We start from the raw sequence: 26,924 nt of genomic DNA, 5'->3' as shown, positions 1-26,924 counted from the left end.
TGGATGGTAAACGGGAAAGGGCTTATCCACGAGTCCTTAAAATGAGCAAAAACAAGTTTCCGGTTAGACCAAAGAAAAATGCCGTTCACTCTTAAGTGAACGGCATTACGCATTAGCGGGTTTTTGTCCTAGCGATAACGCTTACATGTTGATCTTAGGATCTAACGCGCCAGACTGATACGCTTTATACATTGCTTGTAAAGACAATGGTTTAATCTTAGATGCTTGACCTGCACAACCGAAAGCTTCGTAGCGAACAGTACAGATGTCTGCCATAGCTTCCATTGACGCTTTCAAGAATTTACGTGGGTCAAATTCACTTGGGTGTTCCGCTAAGAACTTACGTACCGCACCCGTTGATGCTAAACGTAAGTCAGTATCGATATTCACCTTACGCACACCGTGCTTGATACCTTCAACGATTTCTTCTAATGGCACGCCGTAGGTTTCTGGGATCTGACCACCGTATTGGTTGATGATCTGTAACCATTCTTGTGGCACTGAAGATGAACCGTGCATCACTAAGTGAGTATTAGGAATACGCGCATGGATTTCTTTGATGCGGTCGATACGCAGTACATCACCCGTAGGTTTACGGCTGAACTTGTAAGCACCGTGGCTAGTACCGATAGCGATGGCAAGTGCATCAACATGGGTATCAGCAACGAAACGCGCCGCTTCATCAGGGGTCGTCAGCATTTGATCCATGCTTAATGTACCCACTGCACCAATACCGTCTTCTTCGCCTGCTTGGCCAGTTTCTAAACTGCCTAAACAGCCGATTTCGCCTTCAACTGACACACCACACGCATGGGCAAATGCCACTGTGCGACGAGTGACATCGACGTTGTAGTCATACGATGCAGGGGTTTTGCCATCGGCCATCAAAGAGCCATCCATCATCACTGATGACATACCTAATTGAATAGAACGCTGACAGATATCAGGATCGGTACCGTGGTCTTGGTGAATACACACAGGAATATCTGGGTACTGCTCAAGGGCCGCTGCCATCAAATATTTTAAGAACTGTGGGCGAGCATATTTACGAGCGCCAGCAGAAGCTTGCACAATAACAGGGCTGTCTGTTGCTTCAGCGGCCTGCATGATGGCACGCATCTGCTCTAAGTTGTTAACGTTGAACGCAGGCACTCCGTATCCATGTTCTGCCGCGTGGTCGAGTAGTTGTCGTAGGGAAATTAACGCCATTTTTTAACTCCAATAATAGGGTGACTGTCACATTCTGCAACGCTTGGTCACCGAGGTCACTATCGTTTGGATGGATTTTTATACCCGTATTCAAATAGATACCTTAAACAAGCACCTAATATAAGTACCTGAAAAAATATCTAAAATAAATACGGGCGGTTTTTTTATAATTCTTTTATTTATTATCAAGCTTTGATGTTATCAGAGCTTATCGCGGCGTCTTATGCGCCGCGTATTTTAAAACTTAATAATTAAGCGCCGCGCTTTTCTAACATAGCCACAGCCGGTAATTCTTTACCTTCGAGGAACTCGAGGAAAGCGCCGCCGCCAGTCGAAATGTAAGACACTTTATCGGCAATACCGTACTTATCAACCGCAGCCAAAGTGTCACCACCGCCTGCGATAGAGAAGGCTTTTGAATCGGCAATCGCTTGGGCGATACGTTTAGTACCTTCACCAAATTGGTCGAATTCGAACACGCCCACAGGGCCGTTCCACACGATAGTGCCAGCAGATTCGATGATTTTAGCTAGAGCTTCAGCGCTATCTGGACCAATATCAAAAATCATTTCGCCATCAGCGACTTCGCTAACTGATTTTAAGATTGCCGCAGCCGTTGGGCTAAACTCGCCAGCCACGACCACATCTGTCGGCACAGGAATATCGGCGCCACGACTCTTAGCATTGGCCACTAAACGTTTAGCTTCGTCGATCAAATCCGCTTCATACAGTGATTTACCGACATTGTAGCCCGCCGCCGCGATGAAAGTATTGGCAATACCGCCGCCAACCACTAACTGGTCAACGATACCTGAAAGGCTTTCTAGCACGGTCAGCTTAGTTGATACTTTAGAGCCACCGACAATCGCCACCATAGGACGCGCAGGATTATCTAACGCTTTGCCTAAGGCATCTAATTCTTGCGCCAATAATGGACCGGCACAGGCGATGGGGGCAAACATGCCAACGCCGTGAGTCGATGCTTGGGCGCGATGTGCAGTACCAAAAGCGTCCATAACATAGACATCACACAGCGCGGCCATTTTTTGCGACAGCGCTTCGTTGTTCTTGCCTTCGCCCACGTTGAAACGCACGTTTTCGAACACAACCACTTCACCGACGGCAACGTCGACGCCGTCTAAATAATCCGTCGCTAAACGCACAGGACACGACAAGGCTTTAGCCAAGTAGTCGACCACAGGTTGCATAGAATATTCGGGATTGTATTCACCTTCGGTCGGACGACCTAAGTGCGACATCACCATCACAGCGGCGCCTTTAGCAAGGGCCAACTCAATAGTTGGTAGAGAGGCGCGCAGACGTGCATCACTGGTGACGACGCCATTGCTAACAGGCACATTGAGATCTTCACGAATAAGCACGCGCTTACCTTGTAGATCCAAATCTGACATATTGATAATTGCCATAGTAACGCTTCCTTTTATAATCAAAAAACAAACTGGTTTCACACATGGCCGGTATCAGTTTACTGCCGCTAGGCGCTCGACATCCCGTCGAATTGGCATATAACTGAGTGACCCACCGGTGAATAATCTACTTTTTATCAGCCTCGCTTGGCTGCGATCATCGCCAAACTCGTATCTAACATACGGTTGGCAAAACCCCACTCGTTATCGCACCACAACAACAGCTTCACCAGTTGACCGGCGCTGACACGGGTCTGGGTACCGTCAACAATACTGGAGCGCGGATCATGGTTGAAATCACATGAAACCAAGGGCTCATCAGTATAACCCAAAATGCCGTTAAATCGCCCATTGGCGGCCGATTTCAGCACCTGGTTTACAGTGGCAATATCGACGGTTTTCTCAAGCGTCACAGACAAATCGATCGCGGTCACGTTGATGGTCGGCACGCGCACCGAAATCGCTTCAAATTTATCTTTCATGTGCGGCAAAATCCGCTCAATACCGCGGGCAAGCTTAGTGTCGACTGGAATAATCGATTGGCCGGCGGCGCGGGTACGACGTAAGTCATCATGATAAGCATCAATCACTTGCTGATCGTTCATCGCCGAATGGATAGTGGTAATGGCACCGCTTTTAACGCCGAAGTGGCGATCGAGTACGTCGATCACAGGTACGATACAGTTAGTTGTACAAGAAGCGTTGGAAACGACTGTGTGTTCGGCGCGGAGTAAATCGTGATTCACACCATAGACAATCGTGCCATCGACATCGGCTGAGGATGGATGGCTTATCAGCACTTGTTTAGCGCCGGCATGAATATGGGCTTCGCAGCTTTGACGATCGAGTAATACACCAGTGGCCTCATAGACAATGTCTATGTCCATTTCATGCCAAGGGAGTTTTGTGGGATCGGGCTCGTGGAGAATTTTTATCGCATCGTCGCCAATCAGCATGTGATCATCGACGAGTTTCACTTTGTGCGCAAACCGACCATGGGTGGTGTCGTACTGGGTCAGATGAATAATGGCTTCAGGTTTAGCTAATTCATTAATCGCGACAATCTGCATTTGCTGCCGTTTTCCAGACTCGTACAAAGCACGAAGAATAGAGCGGCCGATACGGCCATAACCATTGATAGCGACTCGGATCATTGAGGTCTCAATTTCCTCTAAATACAAAAACGGCCTGCAAAAGATTGCAGGCCGCATTATACAGATTAACACTTAAAAAGTTTAACCTTTTGTATTGAATCTAATCCCTTGAGCGATTAGCCCAATGATTTTGCAGCATTCAGCACATTTTCAACGGTGAAACCGAAGTGATTCAATAACACGTTACCCGGCGCTGACTCACCAAAAGTGGTCATGCCAACAACAGTGCCTTCAAAACCGACGTACTTGTACCAGAAATCGGTATGCGCCGCTTCGATAGCCACACGTTTAGTCACAGCGCGTGGTAATACCGATTCTTTATACGCTGCATCTTGCTTATCGAACTCAGTTGTCGATGGCATAGAGACTACGCGAACTTGTTTACCTTGCTCAGTTAATGCAGCCGCAGAATCCATCGCCAATTGTACTTCGCTACCGGTTGCGATCAGGATCAGTTCTGGTGTACCCGCACAGTCTTGCAGTACATAAGCACCTTTAGCCACGTTGGCTAATTGCTCAGCGGTACGCGCTTGGGCTTTGAGGTTTTGACGGCTGAAAATCAGTGACGTTGGCGCATTGCGACGTTGAATCGCAGCTTTCCAAGAAACCGCCGTTTCTGCCGCATCACATGGGCGCCATACAGCCATATTTGGCGTCATACGCAGGTTAGCTAATTGCTCAACTGGCTGATGCGTTGGACCATCTTCACCTTGACCGATAGAGTCATGGGTATAAACGAAGATGTTTTGAATGCCCATCAGCGCCGACATGCGGACTGCGTTACGGGCGTATTCCATGAACATCATGAAAGTTGCGCCGTAGTTGATGAAACCACCATGCAGCGAAGCACCGTTCATAATGCCGCTCATGCCGAATTCACGCACGCCGTAGTAAATGTAGTTACCAGCTGGATCGTCTTGAATACCTTTAGAACCTGACCACAGTGTCAAGTTAGAACCCGCTAAGTCAGCAGAGCCGCCTAACAGTTCAGGTAACATAGCACCGAAAGCACCGATGGCATTTTGTGAGGCTTTACGGCTCGCAATACCTTCGGCTTTGTCCTGTGATGCTTGCACGAATGCCTGCGCTTTTTCTTCAAAATCAGCAGGTAATTCACCTTTTAGTACACGGCGCTCATATTCAGCAGCCAGTTCTGGGTGAGCTGCGCTATAAGCCGCAAACTTCTCGTTCCATGCTGCTTCACGGGCAGCACCGGCTTCTTTGGCATCCCAACCGGCATAAACGTCAGCAGGGATTTCAAACGGTGCGTATGGCCAGCCAAGGAATTCACGGGCTGCTGCGATTTCCGCATCGCCTAATGGCGCGCCGTGGCAATCGTGGCTGCCAGATTTGTTGGGTGAACCAAAACCGATAATGGTTTTGCAGCAAATCATGGTTGGTTTATCGGTCACCGCTTTAGCCGCTTCGATAGCAGCACGGATTGCCGCGCTATCATGACCGTCAACACCGGCAATCACATGCCAGCCGTAAGCTTCAAAACGCTTTGGCGTATCATCGGTGAACCAGCCTTCAACATGGCCATCGATAGAAATACCGTTGTCATCCCAAAATGCGACCAGTTTGCCTAGACCTAAAGTACCGGCTAATGAACAGGCTTCGTGGGAAATACCTTCCATCAAACAGCCGTCGCCGACGAAGCAGTAAGTGTAGTGATCAACGATATCGTGACCATCACGGTTAAACTGTGCCGCTAAGGTTTTTTCAGCAATCGCCATACCGACTGCATTGCTGATGCCCGCGCCGAGTGGACCCGTTGTGGTTTCAACACCTGGGGTGTAACCGTATTCTGGGTGACCCGGGGTTTTTGAATGCAATTGACGGAACTGTTTCAGTTCTTCGATTGGTAATTCATAACCTGTCAGGTGAAGTAAAGAGTAGATCAGCATTGAACCGTGACCGTTAGAAAGGACGAAACGGTCTCTATCTACCCATTTAGGATTGGTCGGGTTGTGCTTAAGGAAATCATTCCACAGCACTTCAGCAATATCTGCCATACCCATTGGGGCGCCGGGATGGCCTGAATTTGCTTTTTGAACTGCATCCATACTTAACGCACGGATTGCGTTTGCGAGTACTTTACGGGAAGACATGCTCTCTCCTGCTTGTTTGTGGGGTCTAGCGGGCAATTTGGATGCATATTTTCCCCTACATGCCAGTGTGACGCAAACTAAAATTATCATTCACTCAGCAAAAGATGGCCGAATCGTAAACTCGTAGAAACAAGCTAGTCACTTTACTGGCGTTTACTTGAGTGGGCCTCGCAAGGATCACTTGTAATGGAGAAATAAATTTCTCAAAAATCGAGTAAACTTAATGCTATGAAATATAAGTAAAATAACCTATTTAAGACTGAGCATAGTCGTTTTCAGGTCACAATCTGAGAGGATTTTTTCTCACTGGGGGTGATCGGCAATCGGATTTAAACTAAAATAGCCGTCTAGATGTAGATGCTTCTACACGTTTGAATGCTAACGACGAGATTTTCCTACTATGGCAAAGCACTTGTTTACTTCTGAGTCGGTCTCAGAAGGTCATCCCGATAAGATTGCAGATCAGATTTCTGATGCTGTGCTAGATGCAATTCTGGCTCAAGATCCAAAAGCACGCGTGGCGTGTGAAACTTATGTCAAAACTGGCATGGTATTAGTCGGTGGCGAAGTCACGACTTCTGCTTGGGTTGATATCGAAGAAATCACCCGTAAAACGGTGCGTGAAATTGGTTATACCCACTCAGATATGGGTTTTGATGCAGACTCGTGCGCGGTATTAAACGCCATTGGTAAGCAATCACCTGATATCAATCAAGGTGTAGACCGTGCTGACCCTGCTGAGCAAGGTGCAGGCGACCAAGGGTTAATGTTTGGCTATGCCAACAACGAAACCGACGTCCTAATGCCAGCGCCTATCACTTATGCCCACGCATTAGTGAAGCGTCAGTCTGAAGTGCGTAAAAACGGCACCCTGCCTTGGTTACGCCCAGATGCGAAAAGCCAAGTCACATTTGCCTATGATGATGGCAAAATTGTGGGTATTGATGCCGTCGTATTGTCAACTCAGCACAGAGATGACGTATCACAAGCCGACTTAATTGAAGGCGTGATGGAAACCATCATCAAGCCAGTATTACCAGCTCAATGGCTAAACAAAGACACTAAGTTCTTTATCAACCCAACTGGCCGTTTTGTTATCGGTGGCCCAGTAGGCGATTGCGGCTTAACCGGTCGTAAGATCATCGTTGATACCTACGGCGGCATGGCCCGTCATGGTGGTGGCGCATTCTCTGGTAAAGACCCATCAAAAGTTGACCGTAGCGCGGCATACGCTGCCCGTTATGTGGCAAAAAACATAGTGGCAGCAGGTCTTGCTGATCGCTGTGAAATCCAAGTGTCTTACGCTATTGGTGTGGCAGAGCCGACTTCTATCAGCATCGAGACCTTCGGTACGGGTAAAGTGTCTGAAGATTTGTTGATCAAGTTAGTACGTCAACACTTCGAACTGCGTCCATACGGTTTAACGGCCATGCTCGATTTAGCACGTCCGATTTATCAAGCGACTGCCGCTTATGGCCACTTTGGTCGTAACGAATTCCCTTGGGAAGCAACTGACAAAGCTGAAGCACTGCGCGCTGACGCGGGTCTATAATCGGTTTCGATTAAAACCCGTTAAGATTGCAAAATATAAAAACCGCTACCCAGCGGTTTTTTTATGCCTGCAATTTGGTTCCCCAAAGCAAGATAATTGTATCGTCAGTTGTGCAGCATTCATTATCATTGTTTCCCCTGTGACTCGTCACCTCTTTGTTTAACAAAAAGCGTCCCTAAGGGCTCAACTAAAACATCCTGTTTTAGAAGGTCACAGGTGTAACAATGCCAATCGCTGTTCGTTTAGCAAAAAAAGCTATTTACCCAAAGTAAGATAACTTTGTAGTCAGTTGTGCAGCATGAATTGTCATTATTTCCCCAGTGACTCGCCGTAAATATATCCCTATAGGCTCGACGACGGCATCCATGCCGCCAACGGTCACTGTTGCAACAATGCCAATCCTTACTAACCCTCTCGCTGTTCGTTCAACTAAAAAAGCTATTGCCCCAAAATCAGTTTCGAAGTTCAAAAAGCAAACAGTCCGAATAAAGCTTTAGCTATAGAAAAGCTAATGTGGTGGACTACTTTCAATCTAGAAGTTATGCCTGTCCGATCTTTCTCGCCAATGCTTGCCGCCGCAAAAAGTTAGCGCTTATCCAGCAATAATTGCGCCAACCGCAGGCGGCATTTGCGAGTCCTTTGGTTAAGGGGACTGTTGGTGGTCATGCCCGCAATGCCAGCTTGGTCATTTATAGTTTATTGGGCTGATAAGGCCGCAGTCGGTAGTGATGATAAACAACCAAGGTCAGCCTGTACGCATGTCAGGATAACCCCACGCCCTAAAGACGTAGCGTAATGCAGCGAAAAGCAGCCAGCCTTATGGGCGCAAGCCGATGAGGGGATGTGGTGCGAGAGTGAGTCTGGGCTGGAATGCAGTGGACCACGCGCCTTAGTCAGTCAAAAGTGAGCGTAAAAGAATGAGAAAGATAAAACGATATCAAGTGATTACCCATCAAACTGTATAAAAAAACCGCTACCGCAAAAAAGCAAATTCCTATAGCATTATTCATACCCATTTACACGGATGTGGCAGCGGCCAAGTCCAACAAGCGATTTATGCCCTGCAAACAGCGCAGCGCATAAATACTAAGACGTTATAAACCACAAGGAGAGTTCATTTGAATATCAATGCAACAGTTTTAGGCCAGTTCATTATTGTGTTCGCGCTAATTATGGGGGCACTGTGTTACTACCTTGGTCGTCGTAAAACCCAAACGCCAGTGTTGACCGGTCTACTTGGTATGGTGCTTTCAATCATTCCACCGTTTGGTCTGGTTTATCTGGTGGTGCTGGTGCTAAAAAAAGATGTAGGTTCGACATCAGCAGTAGTAAGTGGGTAAGGTGGTTTATAACAAGCAAAGCCAGCCGACGCGTACCGCGCAGCTGCTTTGAGCGTTAATTTTCAAAGGTGACCATGACTGACTGGAAGAAGTATGAGCGTTTCATAGCCGAACTTTGCTCTGAGGACTATCAATCTCAAGATGTCACGGTTATCCCAAATGCCAAAATCAAAGGTTGTTTAAGTCAAACGATTAGACAGGTAGATGTCCTAATAGACTCTCGCTTTGGTGACGATAGAAATCGCAGGATTATTGTAGATGCCAAGAAATATAGCCGTCCCCTAAATGTTAAAGACGTTGAAAGTTTCCATGGAATGATGATGGACTGCTCCTCAAAAGCTGGCATTTTAGTTTGTCCAAACGGCTATAGTGAGGCGGCAAAAAGAAGAGCACAAGATTATATTAATTTGAAAATTGTTGCTCTCTCTGAATTAGAAAATGTTGATCTCTCGCTGTGGGATGACTGTATAAGTGATAGTTGTAATGAAAGAAAAGAGCGAGGTCTAGTACTTTGGGATTCGCCTATGGGTATAGGAGCACCATCTACTCCAGTATCAATTACTACTATTGGTAAATGCGATATCTGTGGGGATTTTCATATTTGGTGTTGGGACTGTGGTGGTAAATTTTGTTTGGGCGATGAAAGTGAGTTGAAGTGCAACTGCAACCACCCTTGGTTTTGGCTTACCGCCATCGAAGAAGATGAAAGTAGTGAAGGTGGCAACGAAGTATTGAAGTCTGTATACCTGCTTTTGGTTACTTTAACAGATGCATTAATCGCGGATAGAAAGCCGCTAAATTGAAATTAACAAGCGCATTTTGTTCGCCCCTGCGGGGCTGGACCTTCGTTCCGCTGCGCTTCACTACGGCCCCAAATGCGGGCGTTAGGCTTTAAAACTATGAATTGGCAAGAATTAATCAAATACTCTAGCGTTCAACTACGAAAGCATGATGAAAATGACATACCCTCTAGTTTTGGCTCAGGCTGCCTTCTTGACTTTAAAGAAAATCGCTATTTATTAACGGTATTCCATGTTGCTGAAAAGTCATCTAAATGGTCTGCCCAAATAAAGTTTAACGATCAGGTCCAGAAGATTGAGGTTCTATTTCTTAATCAATTTTGTTTTTTGGCGGACTATTCTGAAGATAAAAAATCAATAAAAGACGTAGAGTTTTCTTTTCATCCTGTTCGCCCAGACTTAAAGATCTATTTTCACAACAGAACATACAAAGGTGAAACTTTAGAAATAAAAGAAAGACCAGTGTTTACAGTAGATGATATTGGCGAGCCAAACAAAGACACTATGTATGGGTTTTCTGGCGATATACATCCAACATCATTCCCTGATCTAAATGCTTTTGAAACTACGCAACTCATATATCATGGATTAAGATATGACAGATTAGAAAATGATATGCATTACTTTAAATTACCTGAAAATCATCCTGGCCATGAAATGTTTCAAGGTTGTAGCGGTGCACCGATTATCGGAGAAAATGGTAAGGTAGTAAGTCTTGTAAGTGGTGGTTGTACCGAGAAAAATGAAATATATGGTTGTAATCTACAGAAGTGCATTAGAACCTTAGATTACTTTTTAGAATAAAAAGCCTAACAATATGTGCTAGTCGGACAGTTTGTTCCGTGGCTCTTTTTGCGCTGGTCGCTACGCTAGCACAAAACGCCACTCCACAAACTGCCGCTGCACTTGGCGTACCCCATAGAAATATTAATCCGAAACCAACTTATTAGAGTAAAAAAACTAACGCGTTTTTGTCCAAAAGCTTGCTGGGTATCTCCTTCATACAGACTGGTTACACTAGTGCCCAAAAGGTGAGCAATGGTGATTGGCGAGACGACCGTCCGCCCCATGGACGGGGCGGTCGAGCATCCAAGGACGGACTTGCTGCGTGTCGGTGAGCGAATGCCATGGCAAGCCTGTGTGAGTGGATACCCGTAAACGCTAAACTTCTAACAACTGAAATTACTGCTCCCAAAACACTACTTTCCAACACATTTCTGTCCAAAAGTATGTTGTGTAATCTTTTCAATCCACAGGTTCCGTTAATACCAAAAAAGTGAGCCATGGTGATAGCGAGACGACCGTCCGCCCCATGGACGGGGCGGTTGAGCATCCAAGGACTGACGAGCGAATGCCATGGCAAGCCTGTGTGAGTGGATACCCGTAAACGCTAAACTTCTAACAACTGAAATTACTGCTCCCAAAACACTACTTTCCAACACATTTCTGTCCAACATTGAGTTTACTGATAGTTGCTATATGATTTAAAAGCAAAAAAATATTTTTAAGGAAAAAATTTAAGTGAAATTTGAAGTTATTCATGAAGAAAATAACGCAATTGTGGATGCGCTGGTAGACGGCGTTAGGCAATTTAATGCTGGGCTATTAGGGCCTGAGAAATCAGTGCCTTTGACTGTCATAGCACGTGATGAAAATGGCAAGTTGATTGGGGGTGTGGGTGGACGGACTATCTATAAAAACTTCTTAATCAATGTTGTCTGGGTTGATGACCAAACCAGAGGTACAGGGCTTGGGCATAAACTGATGGCGCTTGCCGAAGCGGAGGCGAAGCAACGGGGTTGCTTGGTAGCTCAAGTGGATACCTTATCGATTCAAGCCCCTGTGTTTTATGAAAAACAAGGGTTTGAGATCATAGGCACAGTCACCACTACCCCTCAGCGGATCTTTCTGATGAAGAAGTATTGATCAAAAAAGCGATTGAGAAACTGACTGAATAAGCGCACTTAGCAATGGTCGAAATGGGCGTTTTGCATGCACATTAGACCAATCTGCTCTTGGGATAAAATGGCGCACTCCAGCGCCTTTTTTGTATTCGCGCGGCTGACTTGCTCATCCGTCAGTCGCGTTATCGTCGCAGAATAGGCATTGGTTCGGCCACAATCGAGCCAAATATTCCCCACTTGTACCCAATAATGCTGCGCTTGCCCTGAGTCTAAGACAAACTCGACTTCAAATCCCCTCGCCTCACATTCATGGTGGGAGCATTCAGATAAGACCAATCTCAAGTTGTCCCAAGCCGATAAATTGACTTCGGCATAGGCCGTTAATAGTGACTCAACAAATTGTACATTCATGTATTTATCTCCGTTATTTAACCTGAACTCGGGTTATTTACACAGTAGAGATTAAATCCTTAATTTCTATCATCGAACAACTAAGCTTGGGTCTTTGCCGCCATTAAATAATAATCCCGTGCTGAGACAGTGAAAAAATCCACTACCTGCATGTGCGCTTTTCCCGAGTGGGCGGCAAAGGAACGTTCATTATCTTCGGCGATAAAGGTCAACATATAGCTAAAATGCGGGGCAACTTGGCGACGAATTTCACTGACTAATGCCTCAAAAATCCCTTGTCCACGGTAGGCTTGCTGCACCCAAATCGGCCCGTATTGGCAAGAGTTAGTCTTAGTTAATTTTGGTCCATCCCAATCGAGTTGCGGCAAACGATTCAACAAAGTGCGATAAATGGGCCAATGTTCGAAAAATCCCCAGCGACCGGCAATCACATAACCGACGATCTGCTGCTCAACCTGCGCCACCACGACCCAATGATGCTGCACCAATTCGCTCAGTTCACTGTGGGAAAAGGCTTGCCCTTGCAGTCCCATATTGGCGGAAGCTAATTCGTCATTCAGATGTTTTTTCTCTAGCATCGCTAATAAATCAACATCTTGGGGTAAGGCTAATCTAATCTTCACAGTGTTCTCACGGCATCATCTTGGCTTTAGGCCTAATTTAAGGCCGTCAGTATACTCGGTTGGATTAATAGACACAGCTAGAACAAGGTATTATTTAGTGCCTTGATTTGCTAAATCCCCTTTTATTTCCCAAACTTAATGAATATTTAGCCCTAGTTAGGCGTTTGTATGTTGCCCGAAACCATTAATCCCAACTTGAGTTTACTTGATAGCGACAATCAACAAGTGAATCTCACTCGCTGGATGCACCAATGTGAGCTAATCAACAGCTATTACAACGCTAACACGGTTTTTATATTCCAAAAGACCAGCGCAGGATTTGAGATCATTGTCAGCGCAATCACTGAAAAACCACAATTTACCGCAGGTACTTTGTACTCCGCAGAACTCGAACTTTTTAAACAGATACAAAATAGCCAGCCCGACGGTTTATATCAAAACCTCGGCAGCTTTATGTTGGATGATTTACCACGGGATTTTGATGGCATTCAGCACATTCTCTCGCGCACTATTGCTTGGCCTGATGGCAGCCAATTTGGCGCCCTGTGCGTACTCAACCCACATATGGCAGATCCGCTAGCCAATGCCGCTATGCTCGAACCGTTTCAGATATTGCTGCAACAGGAATTATCTTTGCTGTGCCAGAACCATCGCATTGAATCCCTTTCGATGCGCGACCAAGAAACCGGCATGCTCAATCATTATGGTTTTTTGATGATGGCGCCAAGACAACTCAATTTAGGCCGCCGCTTTGGTGCCCATGCAGGCATCATCTTCTTTGAATTACTGAGTCCGGATAACACGCCCATCCCCCTCGAAGATAATCACCACAGGCTGTTGGGCAAGTTGATCCAAGATACGATACGGACCGCTGACGTTGCCGCCCACTACAACACCACGCAATTTGTGGTACTGGCCTTTGTGGATGGTGAGCGGGATATTCAACATATTATGAAGCGGGTAGAAAAACAGTTAGAACAGCAAAACCACCAGCTTAAACTCGATGCGAGCTACAGTTTTTTCACTCCTGAATCCAGCGCCAAACTCGCGCCCATGATGGAACTCGCGCGGGGCAAACTCGATTCAATGCAACCACCAAAGCCTGAGGTTGAAGACACACCAGTTAAGCCCGCCATAGACTCAAGCTTATACGATAATCCCGCCGCAGATTCGGCGGCGCTTTAAGTTAATGAAGCAGTGATTTAACGAAGTGGCGAGTTAACGAGTTTTTGGTTTAATTACACAGCAAGAAATCACTTAGATTGCTCATCCTGGCGCTTCGCCCACTGGATAAACAGCACCACGGGATAGGGTGACATCAGGACTAACCCTAAGCCAATCAGGCTTGAGATCAGTAACATGCCGCTTATCTCTAGACTCCATTGCGTCAACATATAGAACCCAAGTCCACAAACTAGCATCAATACACCTAACCAATGTAAAAACTTCAACAAATTCATAGTACTTTTAAATGAGTCCGTCATATAAACCTCTTTAGATCTTGAGTAAAACTTGTCACACTATGGCCATAACCATGGAAAAAGGAACCGTAACGATGTTAAAACAAACATTCATCTTAGGTGCGCTACTGTTGGGACTCACCGCCTGCCAAAGTACCGATGTCGCCCAAAATGAGACCATTCCATTAGAGGGCAGCTGGCACATTGAGATGGTTCAAGGCCAACCGACTATCGATTACAGCCCAGCGCAAATCACCTTTGAGGCCGAAGGCAAATTACACGGCAACAACAGCTGTAATAACTTTTTCGGTCAATATACTCAGCAAGGCCAAGAGCTTAAGCTATCTCCTGCCGGTAGCACAATGAAAGCCTGTGTCGATGCGCTAATGCAGCAAGAGCACAAAGTGATGCAAGCAATGCCATTAGTGGCTAAAGCTAAGCTAGTGCAAGGTCGCTTGACGCTACTCAACAGCGACGACAAGCCAGTGCTAATCTTGAGCCAACTGAAGTAAGCCCGAATAAATTAAACCCAGTGAAGTAAGCACAGTGCAATAAACCCAGTGAAGTAAGCTTCCGCAAAGAAAAATTTGTCCGCATAAAAAAACCGCCAATGGCGGTTTTTTAGTTCCACAGCCAGCAACTGAAGCCAACTAGACTTTGGTGCTATTCTCCGCCGCCGTTTCAAGGGCGATATTCTGCTCGGCTAGCACGGCACTTTGCTCCGTGTCGGCATTGTAATGCGCCATATCCAGCTCATCTTCAGACTTGGCAATCACAGTTGTCGCCACTAAGTCACCGGAAACGTTCACCACAGTGCGCACCATATCTAAAATACGGTCAATCCCCGCTATCAATGCCACCCCTTCTAAGGGCAGCCCTACGGTTGTCAGCACTAACGTCAGCATCACCAAGCCCGCACCGGGCACACCCGCAGTGCCTATAGAAGCCAAAGTCGCGGTTAAAATAATGGTGAGATAATCGACAACAGTCAGGTCGATACCAAACGCCTGCGCGACAAACAGCACAGTAACGCCTTGGTATAACGCAGTGCCATCCATATTGATGGTGGTACCCAGCGGTAACACGAAGCTAGAAATCTTCTTATGAACGCCTAGGTTTTCACTCGCGCACTTCATGCTTGCAGGGAGCGTACCCGCAGAGCTAGACGTGGTAAACGCCACTAACATGGCATTGCTAATGCCTTTAAAAAACTGCAGCGGACTTAACTTCGCAAATCCACGCAGTAAAAAACTATAGAAACCCAGCACGTGGATAATACAACCAAGGTATACAGCAATGATGACTTTGATCAGGGGCCAAAGCATATCAATACCATACTCCCCCGCCACCCAAGCCATTAGCCCAAAGACGCCGTAGGGCGCGAGTTTCATCACCATGTCAGCCAGTTTGTACATGGCTTCGGCGAGGCTTTCGAACACTTTAATCGCAGGTTTACCGTGCTCGCCAATCAGCACTAATGCGATACCTAAGGCGATGGCAAATACGATGACTTGCAAAATTTGGCCGCTTGCCATGGCCGCAATCGGATTTGTCGGCACTATATCAACCAAGGTATCGACTAATGAAGGCACAGCTTTGGCGGTTTGAGTCGCGCCTTCTGCCAGCGTTAATCCTAAGCCTGCGCCGGGTTGCAGCACATAACCAACAAGCAGGCCGATACTGATCGCGATAGCCGTAGTAAACAGATAAAACCCAAAGGATTTAATGCCGATTCGCCCCATCTTGCCGGTGTCTTGCATCGACGTAACGCCCACGATCAGCGAGCAAAAAACCAGTGGCACGATCAGCATCTTTATGGCATTAACAAATAAGGTGCCGAGCGGCTTTAGGCAAGTGGCTTGCTCACCAAAAATAACGCCGACAATAATGCCTAGCACCATACCAATAACAATTTGCAGCCACAGCGGCACTGACATCCAGCGAGACCAAACACGGCCTAATGCCGACGACTTAGGTTTTGTCATATTCATAACCTTGAATTCGAAACTATGATGGGGCAAAGACCAAAACTAGCGCGCTAGTTTCTCAGTCTACATGAGGCAATCGCCGAGTCTAGCAGAGGGGTTTTAATCGAGGGATGATCTGGGTCACGTTGAGCTAAACTGCCTTAAAATCAGTAACATTAACCAAACTAACTTTGTTAAATTAGCCGCTGAAATGTTAGTTTTTCTGCTTAAGCATCAAAATATTCTGTGACTTTATTTGGCGCAATTTGCTGACGATAAAGCGCTGCTGGCGGTTGCTCACGTTCAATCAAATAACTCCAGTAATCGTCATCAAAACCACTGAAAATAAAGTCAGATTTACCCTTGGCTTTCAGAATCAACCACCACCAAACGAGTCCCCATAAACCAAAACTCAACAAAGTTAAGATAAAATGCAGTCGATGGTTTATTTGCTCATCAGCAGTCAGATCAACAACGGGCAACACCTTAAGTTTATAGCGGCGTGTCGACTTAACGAATCCCATCATAGGCTCACTTAGTTCAGAAAAAGGGCACTAGAGATAAGCCTAGCAGATAAGACTTTAGTCGTACAAAAATCCGCAGCAACAATTAAGCTCACTCCGCCAAAACCGCGACTGTCGAACTCGTTATCCCACAATGTTCCATGCTAAAGTGAGCCACAAAATGGTTGTTCAATAAACAAGAGCGGTATTACTCAATAACCGCCTAGGAGTTGTTGTATGTTGATCCGTAAAGCTAAGGCTCAGGACCTCAGTGCCTTAGTCCAATTTAATCAGGCGATGGCCCAAGAAACCGAAGGCTTAGCCTTAGATGAAGCGACATTGACCCGCGGCGTGGGCACGCTACTTGAGAGCCCGCAAAAAGGGTTTTACCTCGTCGCCGAAATTGAAGGTGAGATAGTTGGTTCGCTTATGGTGACATTTGAATGGAGCGATTGGCGCGCCAAGGATTATTACTGGATCCAAAGTGTATATATTCGCCCGCAAAATCGTCGCCAAGGCATTTATGGCAAGCTCTACAGTGAGGTCAAACAACTGGCCGAAGCCAATGGTGGCGCCGCCAGCTTCCGTTTATATGTCGAGCAAGAAAACCTCGCCGCCCAGCAGACCTATCAAGCCTTAGGGATGAAGCAGAGTTACTACTTAATGTACGAAGAAAAACAAATCCTTCAATAGCTTATTAGCAATAAAAAAGGATCGGGCCAATGGCACGATCCTTTTTTTACGAGTCACGATTCAGATTAAAAACCTAACGCTAACTCCTCGTTAAGCTTCACTGCACTCGTAAAACTTAACGGAAGAAACCAAACAGAATCGCCGTCATCGCCAGTAAACCTGCAATGATCACGAAGATATTGCTGATACGGCCACGATAGGCTTTTAACGCTGGCACTTTATACACGGCATACATAGGCATCAAGTACAGGATAGCCGCGATAATTGGGCCACCTAAGGCTTCAATCATGCCTAAGATACTTGGGTTGATCACAGCTACAGCCCAGATAGTGACAAACATAAAGCCTAGGATGAACTTGTTGATCTTAGCATCCGTGACTGATTTGCCGCTTGAGCGTAACTGCTTAACGATCACGCCTTTCATGCCTTCTGTCGCGCCCATGTAATGGCCGAAGAAAGAGGACACAATCGCGATAAAGGCGATTAACGGACCAAAGTAGCTCACAAAACCACTTGAATGCACGTTAGCTAAGTAAGACAGAATCGGTAAGTTCTGCGCTTTCGCTTCTGCCAATTGGGCTGGCGATAACGACAGCACACAAGAGAACACAAACAACATCACAAAGCCCACTAACATCATCGAAGTGTTACGTAAAATCACGTCAGCTTTACGAGAAGCGTTGGCGCCGTGGTCACGTTTCAGTGACACTGAAAACTGTGAAATCGCAGGAGAATGGTTAAAGGCGAACACCAATACTGGGATCGTCAACCACACTGTGCCTAAAAATGCACCCGCTTCTGGCACAACTTGCAAGGCATCCATTTTCCATTCTGGGATCAGGTAGAACGACATAAAGGCCAAAATACCCACCAGCGGATATACCAGCAATTGTGTCACTTTCAGCATGAACTTCTCGCCCGCAACCATCACAGCCATCATACCAAGGATCAATACACCCGATAAAATAAAGCGTGGTGGCGATGCCATGCCCAACTGATTGACGATAAAGCTATCGACTGTGTTGGTAATACCCACACCGTAAATTAATACAATCGGATAGATGGCGAAGAAATACAGTATGGTAATGGCTTTACCCGCACCCACACCAAAATGTTCTTCTACTACTTGGGTGATGTCGCTACCGGGAATGCTTGATGAACAAACAAAACGAGATAAACCGCGGTGGGCAAGATAGGTCATAGGACCGATGATCACTGCCATGAGTACGAGAGGCCAAAAGCCGCCCATGCCCGCATTGATGGGTAAAAATAAAATTCCAGCGCCAACGGCTGTGCCAAATAAACTCAACATCCAAGTCGTATCTTGGCGAGTCCAAGGTAAGTGTTTCGTTGAATCTAGATTCTGTGTGCTTTGAGGTGTTCCAAGAACACTGGTCGCATCTTTTTGCATATAAAAGTTACCTTACGGTGTGACTAGCATAATAAATTCGTCGTAAGGATAACCAAAAAAAGCCCATAAAAGTTGATCTGACACTGCTTTATGTAAGGGAATTTCATAATAAACTGATATTGAGATCTAGATCGCTGATTTAATGTAATAAGTTTTCAATGTAGCAGCAAAAAACACACATAAAAAACCGCTTAAAGACACAATATTTTCACCTTAAACCAAAAGCAGCGACATAGCATAAGCGCCGAGAAAAACACCGAATTGGATCTAGATCACAAAAAGCCATAAAACGAGATCCAATGCCGCATATAGATAGCTAAAGTCGATCAAGATCACATCCGCTAATGTTAAATTTTTACAAATCGCTATCAGTCGCAAACGCCATAAAAAACGGCTCACTACGGAACCAACGCCGGAGTGAGCCGTTAACGATTAATGCAAAATCAGTTCGCTTGAGCTTTGGTGCACTGGCATAGGGTATTGGGCCATCGAAACTAAACAGCGACGTATTGCCGGATAAGATAGTAAACCGAGCCTTCACCGCTTTAATGAATGGCTATTGCCTCCCCTACTGTTGGCTTTTTACTGAGCTTCGCCGACGACTGTGGCAGAATAGAAAACCCAAACGCTTAGACACCTCAGACCATTTAAGCAATGATTCAAACGAGCATCCACATTAAAAGCTGAAATAAATAACTTATATGCAGCAAAACATTATCAAGATAAAAGTGGGTTCTAAAAACCCAGTAAAAATCAACGCGGCAACCAAAGCGATGGCACAACTGTTCCCTGACAGTATCATAGAAGCCAGCGGTATGGATGCGCCTTCAGGTGTTGCTGCGCAGCCAATGACAGATAAAGACACTCGCCAAGGGGCGATTAATCGGGTGCACTACTGTCAACAACAGGATCAACAAGATACTCAAGCCGACTACTATTTTGCGATGGAAGGCGGTGTCGATTGTTTCGACTTTGGCCCAGCCACATTCGCCTATATCGCCATTGGGCATAAAGACCAACTTGCCATTGGCCGCAGCGCAATTTTACCTCTGCCAATGCAGGTTTATCGGGCATTAGAAGCAGGTGAAGAACTCGGGCATGTGATGGATAGATTGTTCAATACCGTCAATATTAAACAAAAAGGCGGTGCCATAGGTTTGCTCACCCACGGCCACGCGACCCGTGAAAGTAATTACACCCAAGCGATTATTCTCGCCATGGCGCCGCTATTAAATCCCGATATTTACGCACAAACTTGTTAGTAACATGTTGCAAGCGCAGTTGAAGCCCGCTAACTTAGTTGTGACATGCAACCAAACCCATTCGACTATGGCTCACACAGACGCACCATCGACTCCAGATCCAGTTAAGCCTGTAATTCACGCTAAGCAAACGGCGGAGTCAGGCTCCTCCGCTCAACTCAGGCACTTATCTCGCTATCTGGTGAGGAATTTAGGCATGCTCAACGCCGCCTTTGGAGATTTGCCCCTCTCGCCAGTGCAAGCCCACGCCTTGTTTGAGATAGGCAAGCAGCCGCTGACCATCAAAGAGCTGGCCTGCAAACTCAGCATAGATAAGTCCAATGCGAGCCGAGCCATTAAGCATCTGATTGATAAAAATCTTGCCCAGAGTCAAATACACCCACGGGACAGTCGCTGTTTAGTCGTACAACTCACGCCCGCGGGGAAGAAGTTACTCCTGAAATTAGATACTCAGCAAAATCAATTATTTCAAGAGATCTTAGCCCAACTAACTCCGGCACAAACCTCACAAATTGAAGAGGCACTTATGTTATATAACCAAGCCGTACATAACGCCAAACACCAAAGTGGCTGTCACATTCGCCAAGCCACAGCCCAAGATGATGCCGCGATTGCAAAAGTCATCCGCGATGTCTCGGCCGAATACGGCTTAACCGCGGATAAAGGTTATAGCGTGGCCGACCCGACCTTAGATTGCCTCAGCCAGATTTACTCCCAAGCGGGCGCCAGCTATTGGATTATTGAATTAGAGGGGCGCATTTTAGGCGGCGCTGGTATTGCGCCGTTAGCCAACAATGAGGGTGTTTGTGAACTGCAGAAAATGTACTTTATGCCCGAAATTCGCGGTAAAGGACTCGCAACACGCGTAGCACTAATGGCACTCGATTTCGCCCGCGAAACGGGTTATCAAAGCTGCTATTTAGAAACCACAGCCGCGTTAAATGAAGCCGTAAAACTCTATGAGAAATTGGGCTTTGTGCATCTATCCGCTCCCCTAGGGAATACAGGCCACGACGCCTGCGAAATGCCAATGCTGCTAGAGCTGCATCGTTAGTTGCTGTATTAATTGATATTATGCGAATAACTAGGTTCGCAGGTATCAAGCTTGAGATTGAACAACTTGGACGTGATGGAGTTAGTGGATACCTTAGATCGAATTTCATTACAGATGATAATGGTCTCATTGACATAATTAAATGCTTCACTCCGGACGTTGTGGTGCATATTGATAAGCATGATGGTCGAGAAACTAAAACAACAATGACGGTCAAGTTGAAAGATTTTCTCACTGATATAGAAATAGAAGAATATGACAATTTGCTTAATTTATTAAACTAAGGCTAGGTGCTAACAAGTAAATACAGATGACGCCTACGGCGCTCCTAATTTAGGCGTTATGCATAGATTTACGATCTGGAGAACATAGTTTTGGAATTTGAGACAGCGAAGACAGTTGCTGCTTTTGGTGGTCTGGGACTCGGGGTATTAAATCTGGGGATATCCCTCTACAAAGACTTCTTTCGCAAAGGAAATATAAAGGTTGAAATCGAAAAGTCCGAAATTAAATGGCGTTCAGCGGATGCATATGACTTTTTAGTGAGTTTAAATGTTTTTGCTACTGGAAAAGACGTATACCTAAAGGATGTTTGGATCGAACATCCAACTGAAGTATTTGGACCATCTAACCTATCATCAAAGCTTCACGCCAATAAAGTGGTAAAGCACTTAGCTCAGGACGTACTGGCTTTAGATACAGATGAATATGAAACAGAAGTCAAACGTTTATTTAAAGAATCTGATTACACAAGGGACTTGTGCATCAGTGAGGGGCAACGTAAAACACTTACTATTACAGATAGGTTTGATTCTGAGCGACTAATGGATGGGTGGCTAGAAGTGCCATTAACCGGATGGAAACTAGTCATTGACTACGGCACAAAAACCATTTCTATCCCATTTAACTTCACAAATACTAAGCCATCAGAAACCCATGCGTTTAATGAGTGGCATGCATAACAAAGCGCTGCTATCGGACAAATTTTCCGCAGAGCGCGGCGTTAACATTCAAATCTAGAGTAGATCATGGACTGGAAGAAATACGAAAAAGAAATCTACGAGCATTTTAAAGGGCAGTACCCTGATGCCGAAATAACTTTGGATGCAAAAAAGGATGGATTATTTTCGAAGACTAAGCGCCAGATTGACATTCTTATAGAGCAACATGTTGCTGGTAATAGGATTGTGATAGCTATAGACGGTAAGTACTTCAATAAAAAGGTCGATGTAAAAGCTGTCGAAAGTTACATAAGCATGCTCGAAGACATCGGTGCGCACAAAGGGTTATTGATTTCAAAAGAGGGGTTTACTGAGGCGGCATATAATCGAGCTCATTTTGGCTCGGCTGAAATTGAACTGGAAATACTCAACTTTAAAGATCTTCACGCATTTCAGTCACACGGTGCAATTCCTTATGCGGGAAATAATGGCGCTTTAGTTCCTTCACCATTTGGTTGGGTTGTAGATGGTCAAACAACACCTGCTTGGCTTGCCACTCTTTATCAGCAAGGTCGAACTTTAGGTGAAGCCATGCAGGATAATGAGTTTATGTATATTCAGTTTTGGGATAGGCATAAAGATGGAGACTCTTTAGAAGATCTTCTAAATTTGCAGGAGGAGATGTTTCGAGAGAATGACCCAGAGTGTTCAATTGAGTTTTTGCCTACAATTCGAAGAAAAGATATAAAAACAAAACTAAGAGTTGCCAATACTAAAAACTATCCAACGCCTGAATATACAGGGTTTGTTGAATTTGAAGATTTCATTTTCTTCTGTGTCATGTTCTCGCCGGTTAATCGTTCGAAGAGCAATATCCGAAAATTGGAAAATATTATGGAAGCAGTTCGACCAATAAAAATTGAACATCAAGATGCTAACAAACCAATGCAGCCGACCGCTGACGCGTAGGCTGATTGAGGCGTTAGTTTTCTAAGGATAATAGTCAGCCATAAATGAAATTTAAAGATGAATGGAATCAGCTCAGCAAGAGCATTGATGAAATAAGATCAAAAAGTGCAGGAGCAGAGTTCTCTGATAACTTATTAGAGCTCCTCGTTGCAGGAGAAGATCATCGTTTCTGGTTACATTTTGGTGTAGACCCAATCGGTTTAGCTAGAGCCTTTTTGAAAACCTCATTTTGTAACAGGCGAGAAGGTGGCTCTACAATAGCAATGCAACTAGTAAGAACAATTACTAAGCGCTATGAAATAAGTCTGCGACGTAAATTTAAAGAAATTTATCTAGCCACGCGAGTAACCTTAACCCTTGAAAGAAAAGAAATATTAAAGATTTATCTAAATATTGCGTATTTCGGATGGAATATGCACGGAATTGAACAAGCTTGTAAAGTTCTAGATCTGGATAAAAGTGCTCTAACAAATTATGAAGCAGCTTCGATAGTTGCAAGAATAAAATATCCTGAGCCAAGATTTAATAAAAATAAGAGGCTAAGAACTATTGATTTGCGAGCCAACCACATTATGAACCGATTTAACCAATTAAATTCTAAAGGGAATTATGGAACCATTTAAGGTATCAAGCCATTTAAGGGGTGTGGTATCTGCCTACCCAGAAGCAAAATTAATCTCGGAAGCTGCAAAGAATGGTGGAGAATCTGCAAGACAAGCTATCGCTAGGCAGTGGTTGTCAGAGGGTATTCCATTCGCATTTAAGGAGTGCCCAGGGATTTATGAATCAATTCGCTCATGGGTTGGCTCAAGACTAAATATTGATCCAAAGGAATTGAATGTAACTGGTAGTGCAAGATTAGGACAATCTTTAGCTCCCAATAAAATGGGCAAGCCATTTGGAGATGGTTCAGACTTAGATATTTTCATTATCTCTAGTGAGCTGTTTGAGCAGTTAAAAAGTGACTTTAATCAATGGTCTTATGATTTTGAAAGTGGAGTCATCAGCGCTTCAAATGAGAGAGAAAGCGGATTTTGGAAAGAAAATTTACATAGAGGGCCTAAGAACATAGCGAGGGGCTTCATAGACTCTAATATAGTTCCAAATCATGACAAATATCGTTATGTTAGAAACGTTGCTCAAACCATGTACCTTCTTAAGGAAAAGCTAGATGTTACATCTGAAGCTCCGAAATTCAGCCATGCATCTGTAAGATGTTATAAATCATGGGCAAGCTATGTACAGCAAATATCTTTAGGCTTTCAGTAATCGAAAACTAACAAGTTGCTTAAACGGACACAAAACAGTTGGCGGTTCTCGTTCCTCGCAAATTTTAGCCGCTTAGCAAAGCGTTAATCCATAGAAATTTTAATCTGAAAGCTTTGAAATAGAGCTAAACACCTAACAAGGTTTTGTCCCAAAGTGTGTTGCGTATGTCTTTTAAATCTACAGATTACGCGAATGCTCGAAAGGTGTGCCATGGTGATTGGCGAGACGACCGTCCGCCCCATGGACGGGGCGGTCGAGCATCCAAGGACGGACTTGCTGCGTGTCGGTGAGTCAATGCCATGGCGAGCCTATTCTCATTGACTAATGTTAACAGCGACTTTTGCCACATCCTTAAAGCAACCTCAATGACTATTCGCTTGAACGTAAGCCGAAAGCAGATTATGTTGTTGATTTTAAATGGCTGGTAAAGTTTTCAATTTGATTATCTGTTCTAAGGAGAGAGCATGTTTTTTACATTACTGCTTATTACATTTGCACTATCTATAACCGTTTCATTTCTAGTTGTTTCGATTTTCAAAAAACCACTAGGAGAAATATTTTCTCGAATAATTCAAGATTCAATCAGTGCCGCCTGGCAAAAATATATCATTTTTGCCACATACGTTGTGGGCATTTCAGGTGGAGTTAGGATTTATGATTTAGAGCGCTACATTACCGCTCGACATAAAGATGTTGAAATTCTACAGCTAACTCTAGAACGTTGGACTATTGAGATCTATCGGACAATTATTGAAACTTTGCAAAGTATCGCATGGATGTACCTCATCGTATTCATATTTGCCCTTATCGCATATGTCATTGTTAGAGGCTTTGAACTTAAAAACGCTAACAAGCAATAAACAAAACTCGCGTTAAGTTGCCTTAACGCGAGTTTTTAGTTTCAAACTTTAACCGCTAATTGAAGCTCTGATTAAGCTCTAGCTTAAGTTTAACGGCTAATCACCAAAGTCATCGAGTAAGATGTTTTCGGGCTCAACGCCTAAGCTTTCGAGCATCTTGATCACTGAGGAGTTCATGATTGGAGGACCACACATGTAGTACTCGCAGTCTTCTGGTGCCTTATGATTTTTAAGATAATTCTCATAAATCACATTATGAATAAAGCCCGTGTAGCCAGTCCAATTATCCTCAGGCAACGGCTCAGATAACGCCACATGCCAAACGAAGTTGTCATTCTCGGCCGCTAGGGCATCGAAATCCGCTTGGTAAAACACTTCACGGGTCGAACGTGCGCCGTACCAGAAGCTCATTTTACGTGTGGTTTTCTTACTCTTAAGCTGATCGAAAATGTGTGAACGCATAGGTGCCATACCGGCACCGCCGCCGATAAACACCATTTCTGCATCGGTTTCCTTCACAAAGAACTCACCGAATGGCCCAGAAATCGTCACTGTATCGCCCGCTTTTAGGTTGAAGATGTAAGATGACATCTTACCCGCTGGCACATTGGCCGATGGCGGCGTCGCAATCCGCACGTTCAGCATAATGCGGCCCTTTTCATCGGGATAGTTGGCCATAGAGTAAGCGCGCAACACTTCTTCGTTTACGGTAGAGACAATGTCAAACAGGCCGTATTTGTCCCAATCGCCACGGTATTTTTCAGGAATATCAAAGTCAGCGTATTTCACCACATGGGCTAGCGCTTCGATTTGAATATAACCCCCCGCTTTAAAGCGAACATCTTCACCTTCGGGTAACTCAAGCAATAACTCCTTGATAAAAGTCGCCTTGTTATCGTTAGAGATCACTTTGCATTGCCACTTTTTCACGCCGAAAATTTCTTCGTCGAGCTCAAGTTCCATATCGGTTTTCACTGAGACTTGGCAGGCGAGACGACAACCTTCTTTAGCCTCTTTCTTGGTGATATGGCCCATTTCAGTCGGCAGAATGTCACCGCCGCCCGATTTGATTTTCACTCGGCACTGACCGCAGGTTCCGCCGCCACCACAGGCTGACGGAATAAAAATACTCTGACTCGCCAAGGCGCCGAGCAACTTGTCACCCGCCGCAACTTGAATGCTTTTTTCGGCATCTTCATTGATGCTGATCGTCACTTCACCCGAAGCCACTAATTGCTTTTTGGCGATTAGAATCACTATCACCAATAGACAGACCACTAGCGTGAACATGCCTATGCCAATTGCCATTTCCATCGTATTACCCTTTTCTAGCTCTTTTCTAAAAAGAATCTGGTTTCACTTTCTCAACTCTTGGCTCGCCTACTGTAGCTTTACAGCGAGATCCCCGAGAAAGACATAAAGCCCAGCGCCATCAAGCCTGTTGTGATAAAGGTGATACCAATACCTTGTAAGCCTTCGGGAATCGCATTGAATTTCATTCTTTCGCGCAGTCCCGCCAGCAGCACAATCGCCACTGCCCAGCCAAGACCTGAGCCCATAGCAAACACCACTGACTCACCGAAGTTGTAATCACGGTTCGCCATAAAGATCACCCCAGCAAAAATCGCGCAGTTCACTGTGAGCAAAGGTAAGAAGATCCCAAGGGAGTCATATAGGCTAGGAATGTACTTATCCAAAAACATTTCAAGGATTTGCACTAACGCCGCAATCACACCGATGAAAGTGATCAGTTGCAGGTAACTTAAATCAATACCGGGTAATCCCGCCCAAGACAGTGCGCCTGGTGCGAGCACTTTGACGTAAATTATCTGGTTTAACGGCACAGCTAAGGTCATCACCACGATAACGGCGACGCCTAAACCAAAGGCGGTTGACACCTTTTTAGACACGGCCAAGAAAGTACACATGCCTAAGAAGAACGACAGCGCCATGTTGTCGATAAAAGTGGCCTGCAAAAATAGATTTATATAGTGTTCCATATCT

27 protein-coding genes and 1 pseudogene are annotated in these 26,924 nt (G+C 45.1%); 16 read left to right on the top strand and 12 right to left on the bottom strand.

All coding sequences use genetic code 11. From position 1 onward, the window contains the following. Positions 1-141: 141 nt before the first annotated feature. The 4 genes from fba to tkt form a co-directional block, all read right to left on the bottom strand. The gene (gene fba / locus KV201_RS19160; protein WP_006084020.1) at positions 142-1,209 is read right to left on the bottom strand and encodes a class II fructose-bisphosphate aldolase; all 1,068 of its coding nucleotides are present in this window, start codon (positions 1,207-1,209) and stop codon (positions 142-144) included. Between the two features lie 251 nt (positions 1,210-1,460). After that, on the bottom strand, positions 1,461-2,636 hold the full coding sequence (locus KV201_RS19155; RefSeq protein WP_226060235.1) for a phosphoglycerate kinase: 1,176 nt from the start codon (positions 2,634-2,636) through the stop codon (positions 1,461-1,463). 137 nt (positions 2,637-2,773) lie between these two features. Next, positions 2,774-3,790 (bottom strand): erythrose-4-phosphate dehydrogenase, encoded by a 1,017-nt coding sequence (epd, locus tag KV201_RS19150; protein ID WP_226060234.1) that lies wholly within the window; start codon positions 3,788-3,790, stop codon positions 2,774-2,776. Positions 3,791-3,906: 116 nt separating this feature from the next. Then, positions 3,907-5,901 (bottom strand): transketolase, encoded by a 1,995-nt coding sequence (gene tkt, locus KV201_RS19145; RefSeq protein ID WP_006080334.1) that lies wholly within the window; start codon positions 5,899-5,901, stop codon positions 3,907-3,909. Positions 5,902-6,301: 400 nt separating this feature from the next. On the opposite strand from tkt, the gene metK reads away from it, so the two are divergent. From metK to KV201_RS19115, 6 genes and pseudogenes are all read left to right on the top strand, one after another. After that, on the top strand, positions 6,302-7,453 hold the full coding sequence (metK, locus tag KV201_RS19140; RefSeq protein WP_006080333.1) for a methionine adenosyltransferase: 1,152 nt from the start codon (positions 6,302-6,304) through the stop codon (positions 7,451-7,453). A gap of 555 nt (positions 7,454-8,008) precedes the next feature. Continuing rightward, positions 8,009-8,223 (top strand): annotated as a pseudogene (locus tag KV201_RS19135) (IS91 family transposase); the annotation flags it as partial. Between the two features lie 348 nt (positions 8,224-8,571). Further along, positions 8,572-8,793, top strand: a complete 222-nt coding sequence (locus tag KV201_RS19130) for a hypothetical protein (RefSeq protein ID WP_226060233.1) — start codon at positions 8,572-8,574, stop codon at positions 8,791-8,793. Between the two features lie 74 nt (positions 8,794-8,867). Continuing rightward, positions 8,868-9,596 (top strand): restriction endonuclease, encoded by a 729-nt coding sequence (locus KV201_RS19125; RefSeq protein ID WP_149981248.1) that lies wholly within the window; start codon positions 8,868-8,870, stop codon positions 9,594-9,596. Between the two features lie 96 nt (positions 9,597-9,692). Further along, positions 9,693-10,397: a hypothetical protein gene (locus tag KV201_RS19120; RefSeq protein ID WP_226060232.1), complete on the top strand. Its 705-nt coding sequence runs from the start codon at positions 9,693-9,695 to the stop codon at positions 10,395-10,397. Between the two features lie 717 nt (positions 10,398-11,114). After that, entirely contained in the window at positions 11,115-11,519 is a 405-nt protein-coding gene (locus KV201_RS19115; RefSeq protein ID WP_011845882.1) for a GNAT family N-acetyltransferase, read from the top strand. Positions 11,520-11,557: 38 nt separating this feature from the next. Here the strand turns inward: KV201_RS19115 and KV201_RS19110 are convergent, their stop codons facing one another. Together KV201_RS19110 and KV201_RS19105 are read right to left on the bottom strand one after the other, a co-directional pair. Further along, complete coding sequence (locus KV201_RS19110) at positions 11,558-11,908, bottom strand: hypothetical protein (RefSeq protein ID WP_006080330.1); 351 nt, start codon at positions 11,906-11,908, stop codon at positions 11,558-11,560. A gap of 80 nt (positions 11,909-11,988) precedes the next feature. Next, positions 11,989-12,531: a GNAT family N-acetyltransferase gene (locus KV201_RS19105; RefSeq protein WP_226060231.1), complete on the bottom strand. Its 543-nt coding sequence runs from the start codon at positions 12,529-12,531 to the stop codon at positions 11,989-11,991. A gap of 168 nt (positions 12,532-12,699) precedes the next feature. Between KV201_RS19105 and KV201_RS19100 the strand changes: the two genes are divergently transcribed. Continuing rightward, complete coding sequence (locus KV201_RS19100) at positions 12,700-13,716, top strand: GGDEF domain-containing protein (protein ID WP_107403867.1); 1,017 nt, start codon at positions 12,700-12,702, stop codon at positions 13,714-13,716. Positions 13,717-13,784: 68 nt separating this feature from the next. On the opposite strand, the gene KV201_RS19095 is transcribed toward KV201_RS19100, so the two are convergent. Then, entirely contained in the window at positions 13,785-14,015 is a 231-nt protein-coding gene (locus tag KV201_RS19095) for a hypothetical protein (protein ID WP_006080327.1), read from the bottom strand. Positions 14,016-14,086: 71 nt separating this feature from the next. On the opposite strand from KV201_RS19095, the gene KV201_RS19090 reads away from it, so the two are divergent. Continuing rightward, positions 14,087-14,503 (top strand): META domain-containing protein, encoded by a 417-nt coding sequence (locus KV201_RS19090; RefSeq protein WP_006080326.1) that lies wholly within the window; start codon positions 14,087-14,089, stop codon positions 14,501-14,503. A gap of 138 nt (positions 14,504-14,641) precedes the next feature. Here the strand turns inward: KV201_RS19090 and KV201_RS19085 are convergent, their stop codons facing one another. Next, complete coding sequence (locus tag KV201_RS19085; RefSeq protein WP_226060230.1) at positions 14,642-15,976, bottom strand: dicarboxylate/amino acid:cation symporter; 1,335 nt, start codon at positions 15,974-15,976, stop codon at positions 14,642-14,644. Positions 15,977-16,185: 209 nt separating this feature from the next. Beyond that, positions 16,186-16,482: a hypothetical protein gene (locus KV201_RS19080; protein WP_006080324.1), complete on the bottom strand. Its 297-nt coding sequence runs from the start codon at positions 16,480-16,482 to the stop codon at positions 16,186-16,188. A 216-nt stretch (positions 16,483-16,698) separates the two neighbouring features. Here KV201_RS19080 and KV201_RS19075 point away from each other — a divergent pair, with 216 nt between their 5' ends. Further along, on the top strand, positions 16,699-17,154 hold the full coding sequence (locus KV201_RS19075; RefSeq protein WP_226060229.1) for a GNAT family N-acetyltransferase: 456 nt from the start codon (positions 16,699-16,701) through the stop codon (positions 17,152-17,154). 115 nt (positions 17,155-17,269) lie between these two features. On the opposite strand, the gene KV201_RS19070 is transcribed toward KV201_RS19075, so the two are convergent. Further along, the gene (locus KV201_RS19070; RefSeq protein WP_006080322.1) at positions 17,270-18,565 is read right to left on the bottom strand and encodes an aromatic amino acid transport family protein; all 1,296 of its coding nucleotides are present in this window, start codon (positions 18,563-18,565) and stop codon (positions 17,270-17,272) included. A gap of 701 nt (positions 18,566-19,266) precedes the next feature. On the opposite strand from KV201_RS19070, the gene yjjX reads away from it, so the two are divergent. The 7 genes from yjjX to KV201_RS19035 all read left to right on the top strand — a co-directional run bounded on the left by yjjX (position 19,267) and on the right by KV201_RS19035 (position 24,920). After that, complete coding sequence (yjjX, locus tag KV201_RS19065) at positions 19,267-19,827, top strand: inosine/xanthosine triphosphatase (RefSeq protein WP_071938525.1); 561 nt, start codon at positions 19,267-19,269, stop codon at positions 19,825-19,827. 4 nt (positions 19,828-19,831) lie between these two features. After that, positions 19,832-20,881, top strand: coding sequence for a bifunctional helix-turn-helix transcriptional regulator/GNAT family N-acetyltransferase (locus tag KV201_RS19060; protein ID WP_226060228.1), 1,050 nt, complete (start codon positions 19,832-19,834; stop codon positions 20,879-20,881). A 374-nt stretch (positions 20,882-21,255) separates the two neighbouring features. Then, entirely contained in the window at positions 21,256-21,843 is a 588-nt protein-coding gene (locus tag KV201_RS19055; protein ID WP_226060227.1) for a hypothetical protein, read from the top strand. A gap of 66 nt (positions 21,844-21,909) precedes the next feature. Continuing rightward, positions 21,910-22,791, top strand: a complete 882-nt coding sequence (locus KV201_RS19050; RefSeq protein ID WP_226060226.1) for a restriction endonuclease — start codon at positions 21,910-21,912, stop codon at positions 22,789-22,791. A 44-nt stretch (positions 22,792-22,835) separates the two neighbouring features. Further along, entirely contained in the window at positions 22,836-23,414 is a 579-nt protein-coding gene (locus KV201_RS19045) for a biosynthetic peptidoglycan transglycosylase (RefSeq protein ID WP_226060225.1), read from the top strand. Further along, on the top strand, positions 23,401-24,060 hold the full coding sequence (locus KV201_RS19040; RefSeq protein WP_226060224.1) for a hypothetical protein: 660 nt from the start codon (positions 23,401-23,403) through the stop codon (positions 24,058-24,060). Before KV201_RS19045 ends, KV201_RS19040 begins: the two co-directional genes overlap by 14 nt. A gap of 464 nt (positions 24,061-24,524) precedes the next feature. After that, positions 24,525-24,920 (top strand): hypothetical protein, encoded by a 396-nt coding sequence (locus KV201_RS19035; RefSeq protein ID WP_226060223.1) that lies wholly within the window; start codon positions 24,525-24,527, stop codon positions 24,918-24,920. A gap of 96 nt (positions 24,921-25,016) precedes the next feature. Here the strand turns inward: KV201_RS19035 and nqrF are convergent, their stop codons facing one another. Both nqrF and nqrE read right to left on the bottom strand, forming a co-directional pair. Continuing rightward, positions 25,017-26,234, bottom strand: coding sequence for an NADH:ubiquinone reductase (Na(+)-transporting) subunit F (gene nqrF, locus KV201_RS19030; RefSeq protein WP_226060222.1), 1,218 nt, complete (start codon positions 26,232-26,234; stop codon positions 25,017-25,019). Between the two features lie 77 nt (positions 26,235-26,311). Then, the gene (gene nqrE / locus KV201_RS19025; RefSeq protein ID WP_006080315.1) at positions 26,312-26,920 is read right to left on the bottom strand and encodes an NADH:ubiquinone reductase (Na(+)-transporting) subunit E; all 609 of its coding nucleotides are present in this window, start codon (positions 26,918-26,920) and stop codon (positions 26,312-26,314) included. Positions 26,921-26,924 lie beyond the last annotated feature (4 nt).

Origin of the sequence: Shewanella sp. SR1 (genome assembly GCF_020447145.1) — a bacterium.
GTDB classification, from domain to species: domain Bacteria; phylum Pseudomonadota; class Gammaproteobacteria; order Enterobacterales; family Shewanellaceae; genus Shewanella; species Shewanella baltica.
Note: the sequence above shows the minus strand (reverse complement) of the source record. Positions and strands in the feature narration are given on the sequence as shown.

Coding starts and splice junctions, on each gene's coding strand:
- fba (WP_006084020.1), bottom strand. CDS start 1,209: ATGGCGTTAATTTCCCTACGACAACTACTCGACCACGCGGCAGAACAT.
- KV201_RS19155 (WP_226060235.1), bottom strand. CDS start 2,636: ATGGCAATTATCAATATGTCAGATTTGGATCTACAAGGTAAGCGCGTG.
- epd (WP_226060234.1), bottom strand. CDS start 3,790: ATGATCCGAGTCGCTATCAATGGTTATGGCCGTATCGGCCGCTCTATT.
- tkt (WP_006080334.1), bottom strand. CDS start 5,901: ATGTCTTCCCGTAAAGTACTCGCAAACGCAATCCGTGCGTTAAGTATG.
- metK (WP_006080333.1), top strand. CDS start 6,302: ATGGCAAAGCACTTGTTTACTTCTGAGTCGGTCTCAGAAGGTCATCCC.
- KV201_RS19125 (WP_149981248.1), top strand. CDS start 8,868: ATGACTGACTGGAAGAAGTATGAGCGTTTCATAGCCGAACTTTGCTCT.
- KV201_RS19120 (WP_226060232.1), top strand. CDS start 9,693: ATGAATTGGCAAGAATTAATCAAATACTCTAGCGTTCAACTACGAAAG.
- KV201_RS19110 (WP_006080330.1), bottom strand. CDS start 11,908: ATGAATGTACAATTTGTTGAGTCACTATTAACGGCCTATGCCGAAGTC.
- KV201_RS19100 (WP_107403867.1), top strand. CDS start 12,700: ATGTTGCCCGAAACCATTAATCCCAACTTGAGTTTACTTGATAGCGAC.
- KV201_RS19095 (WP_006080327.1), bottom strand. CDS start 14,015: ATGACGGACTCATTTAAAAGTACTATGAATTTGTTGAAGTTTTTACAT.
- KV201_RS19090 (WP_006080326.1), top strand. CDS start 14,087: ATGTTAAAACAAACATTCATCTTAGGTGCGCTACTGTTGGGACTCACC.
- KV201_RS19085 (WP_226060230.1), bottom strand. CDS start 15,976: ATGACAAAACCTAAGTCGTCGGCATTAGGCCGTGTTTGGTCTCGCTGG.
- KV201_RS19080 (WP_006080324.1), bottom strand. CDS start 16,482: ATGGGATTCGTTAAGTCGACACGCCGCTATAAACTTAAGGTGTTGCCC.
- KV201_RS19075 (WP_226060229.1), top strand. CDS start 16,699: ATGTTGATCCGTAAAGCTAAGGCTCAGGACCTCAGTGCCTTAGTCCAA.
- KV201_RS19070 (WP_006080322.1), bottom strand. CDS start 18,565: ATGCAAAAAGATGCGACCAGTGTTCTTGGAACACCTCAAAGCACACAG.
- yjjX (WP_071938525.1), top strand. CDS start 19,267: ATGCAGCAAAACATTATCAAGATAAAAGTGGGTTCTAAAAACCCAGTA.
- KV201_RS19060 (WP_226060228.1), top strand. CDS start 19,832: ATGTTGCAAGCGCAGTTGAAGCCCGCTAACTTAGTTGTGACATGCAAC.
- KV201_RS19050 (WP_226060226.1), top strand. CDS start 21,910: ATGGACTGGAAGAAATACGAAAAAGAAATCTACGAGCATTTTAAAGGG.
- KV201_RS19045 (WP_226060225.1), top strand. CDS start 22,836: ATGAAATTTAAAGATGAATGGAATCAGCTCAGCAAGAGCATTGATGAA.
- KV201_RS19040 (WP_226060224.1), top strand. CDS start 23,401: ATGGAACCATTTAAGGTATCAAGCCATTTAAGGGGTGTGGTATCTGCC.
- KV201_RS19035 (WP_226060223.1), top strand. CDS start 24,525: ATGTTTTTTACATTACTGCTTATTACATTTGCACTATCTATAACCGTT.
- nqrF (WP_226060222.1), bottom strand. CDS start 26,234: ATGGAAATGGCAATTGGCATAGGCATGTTCACGCTAGTGGTCTGTCTA.
- nqrE (WP_006080315.1), bottom strand. CDS start 26,920: ATGGAACACTATATAAATCTATTTTTGCAGGCCACTTTTATCGACAAC.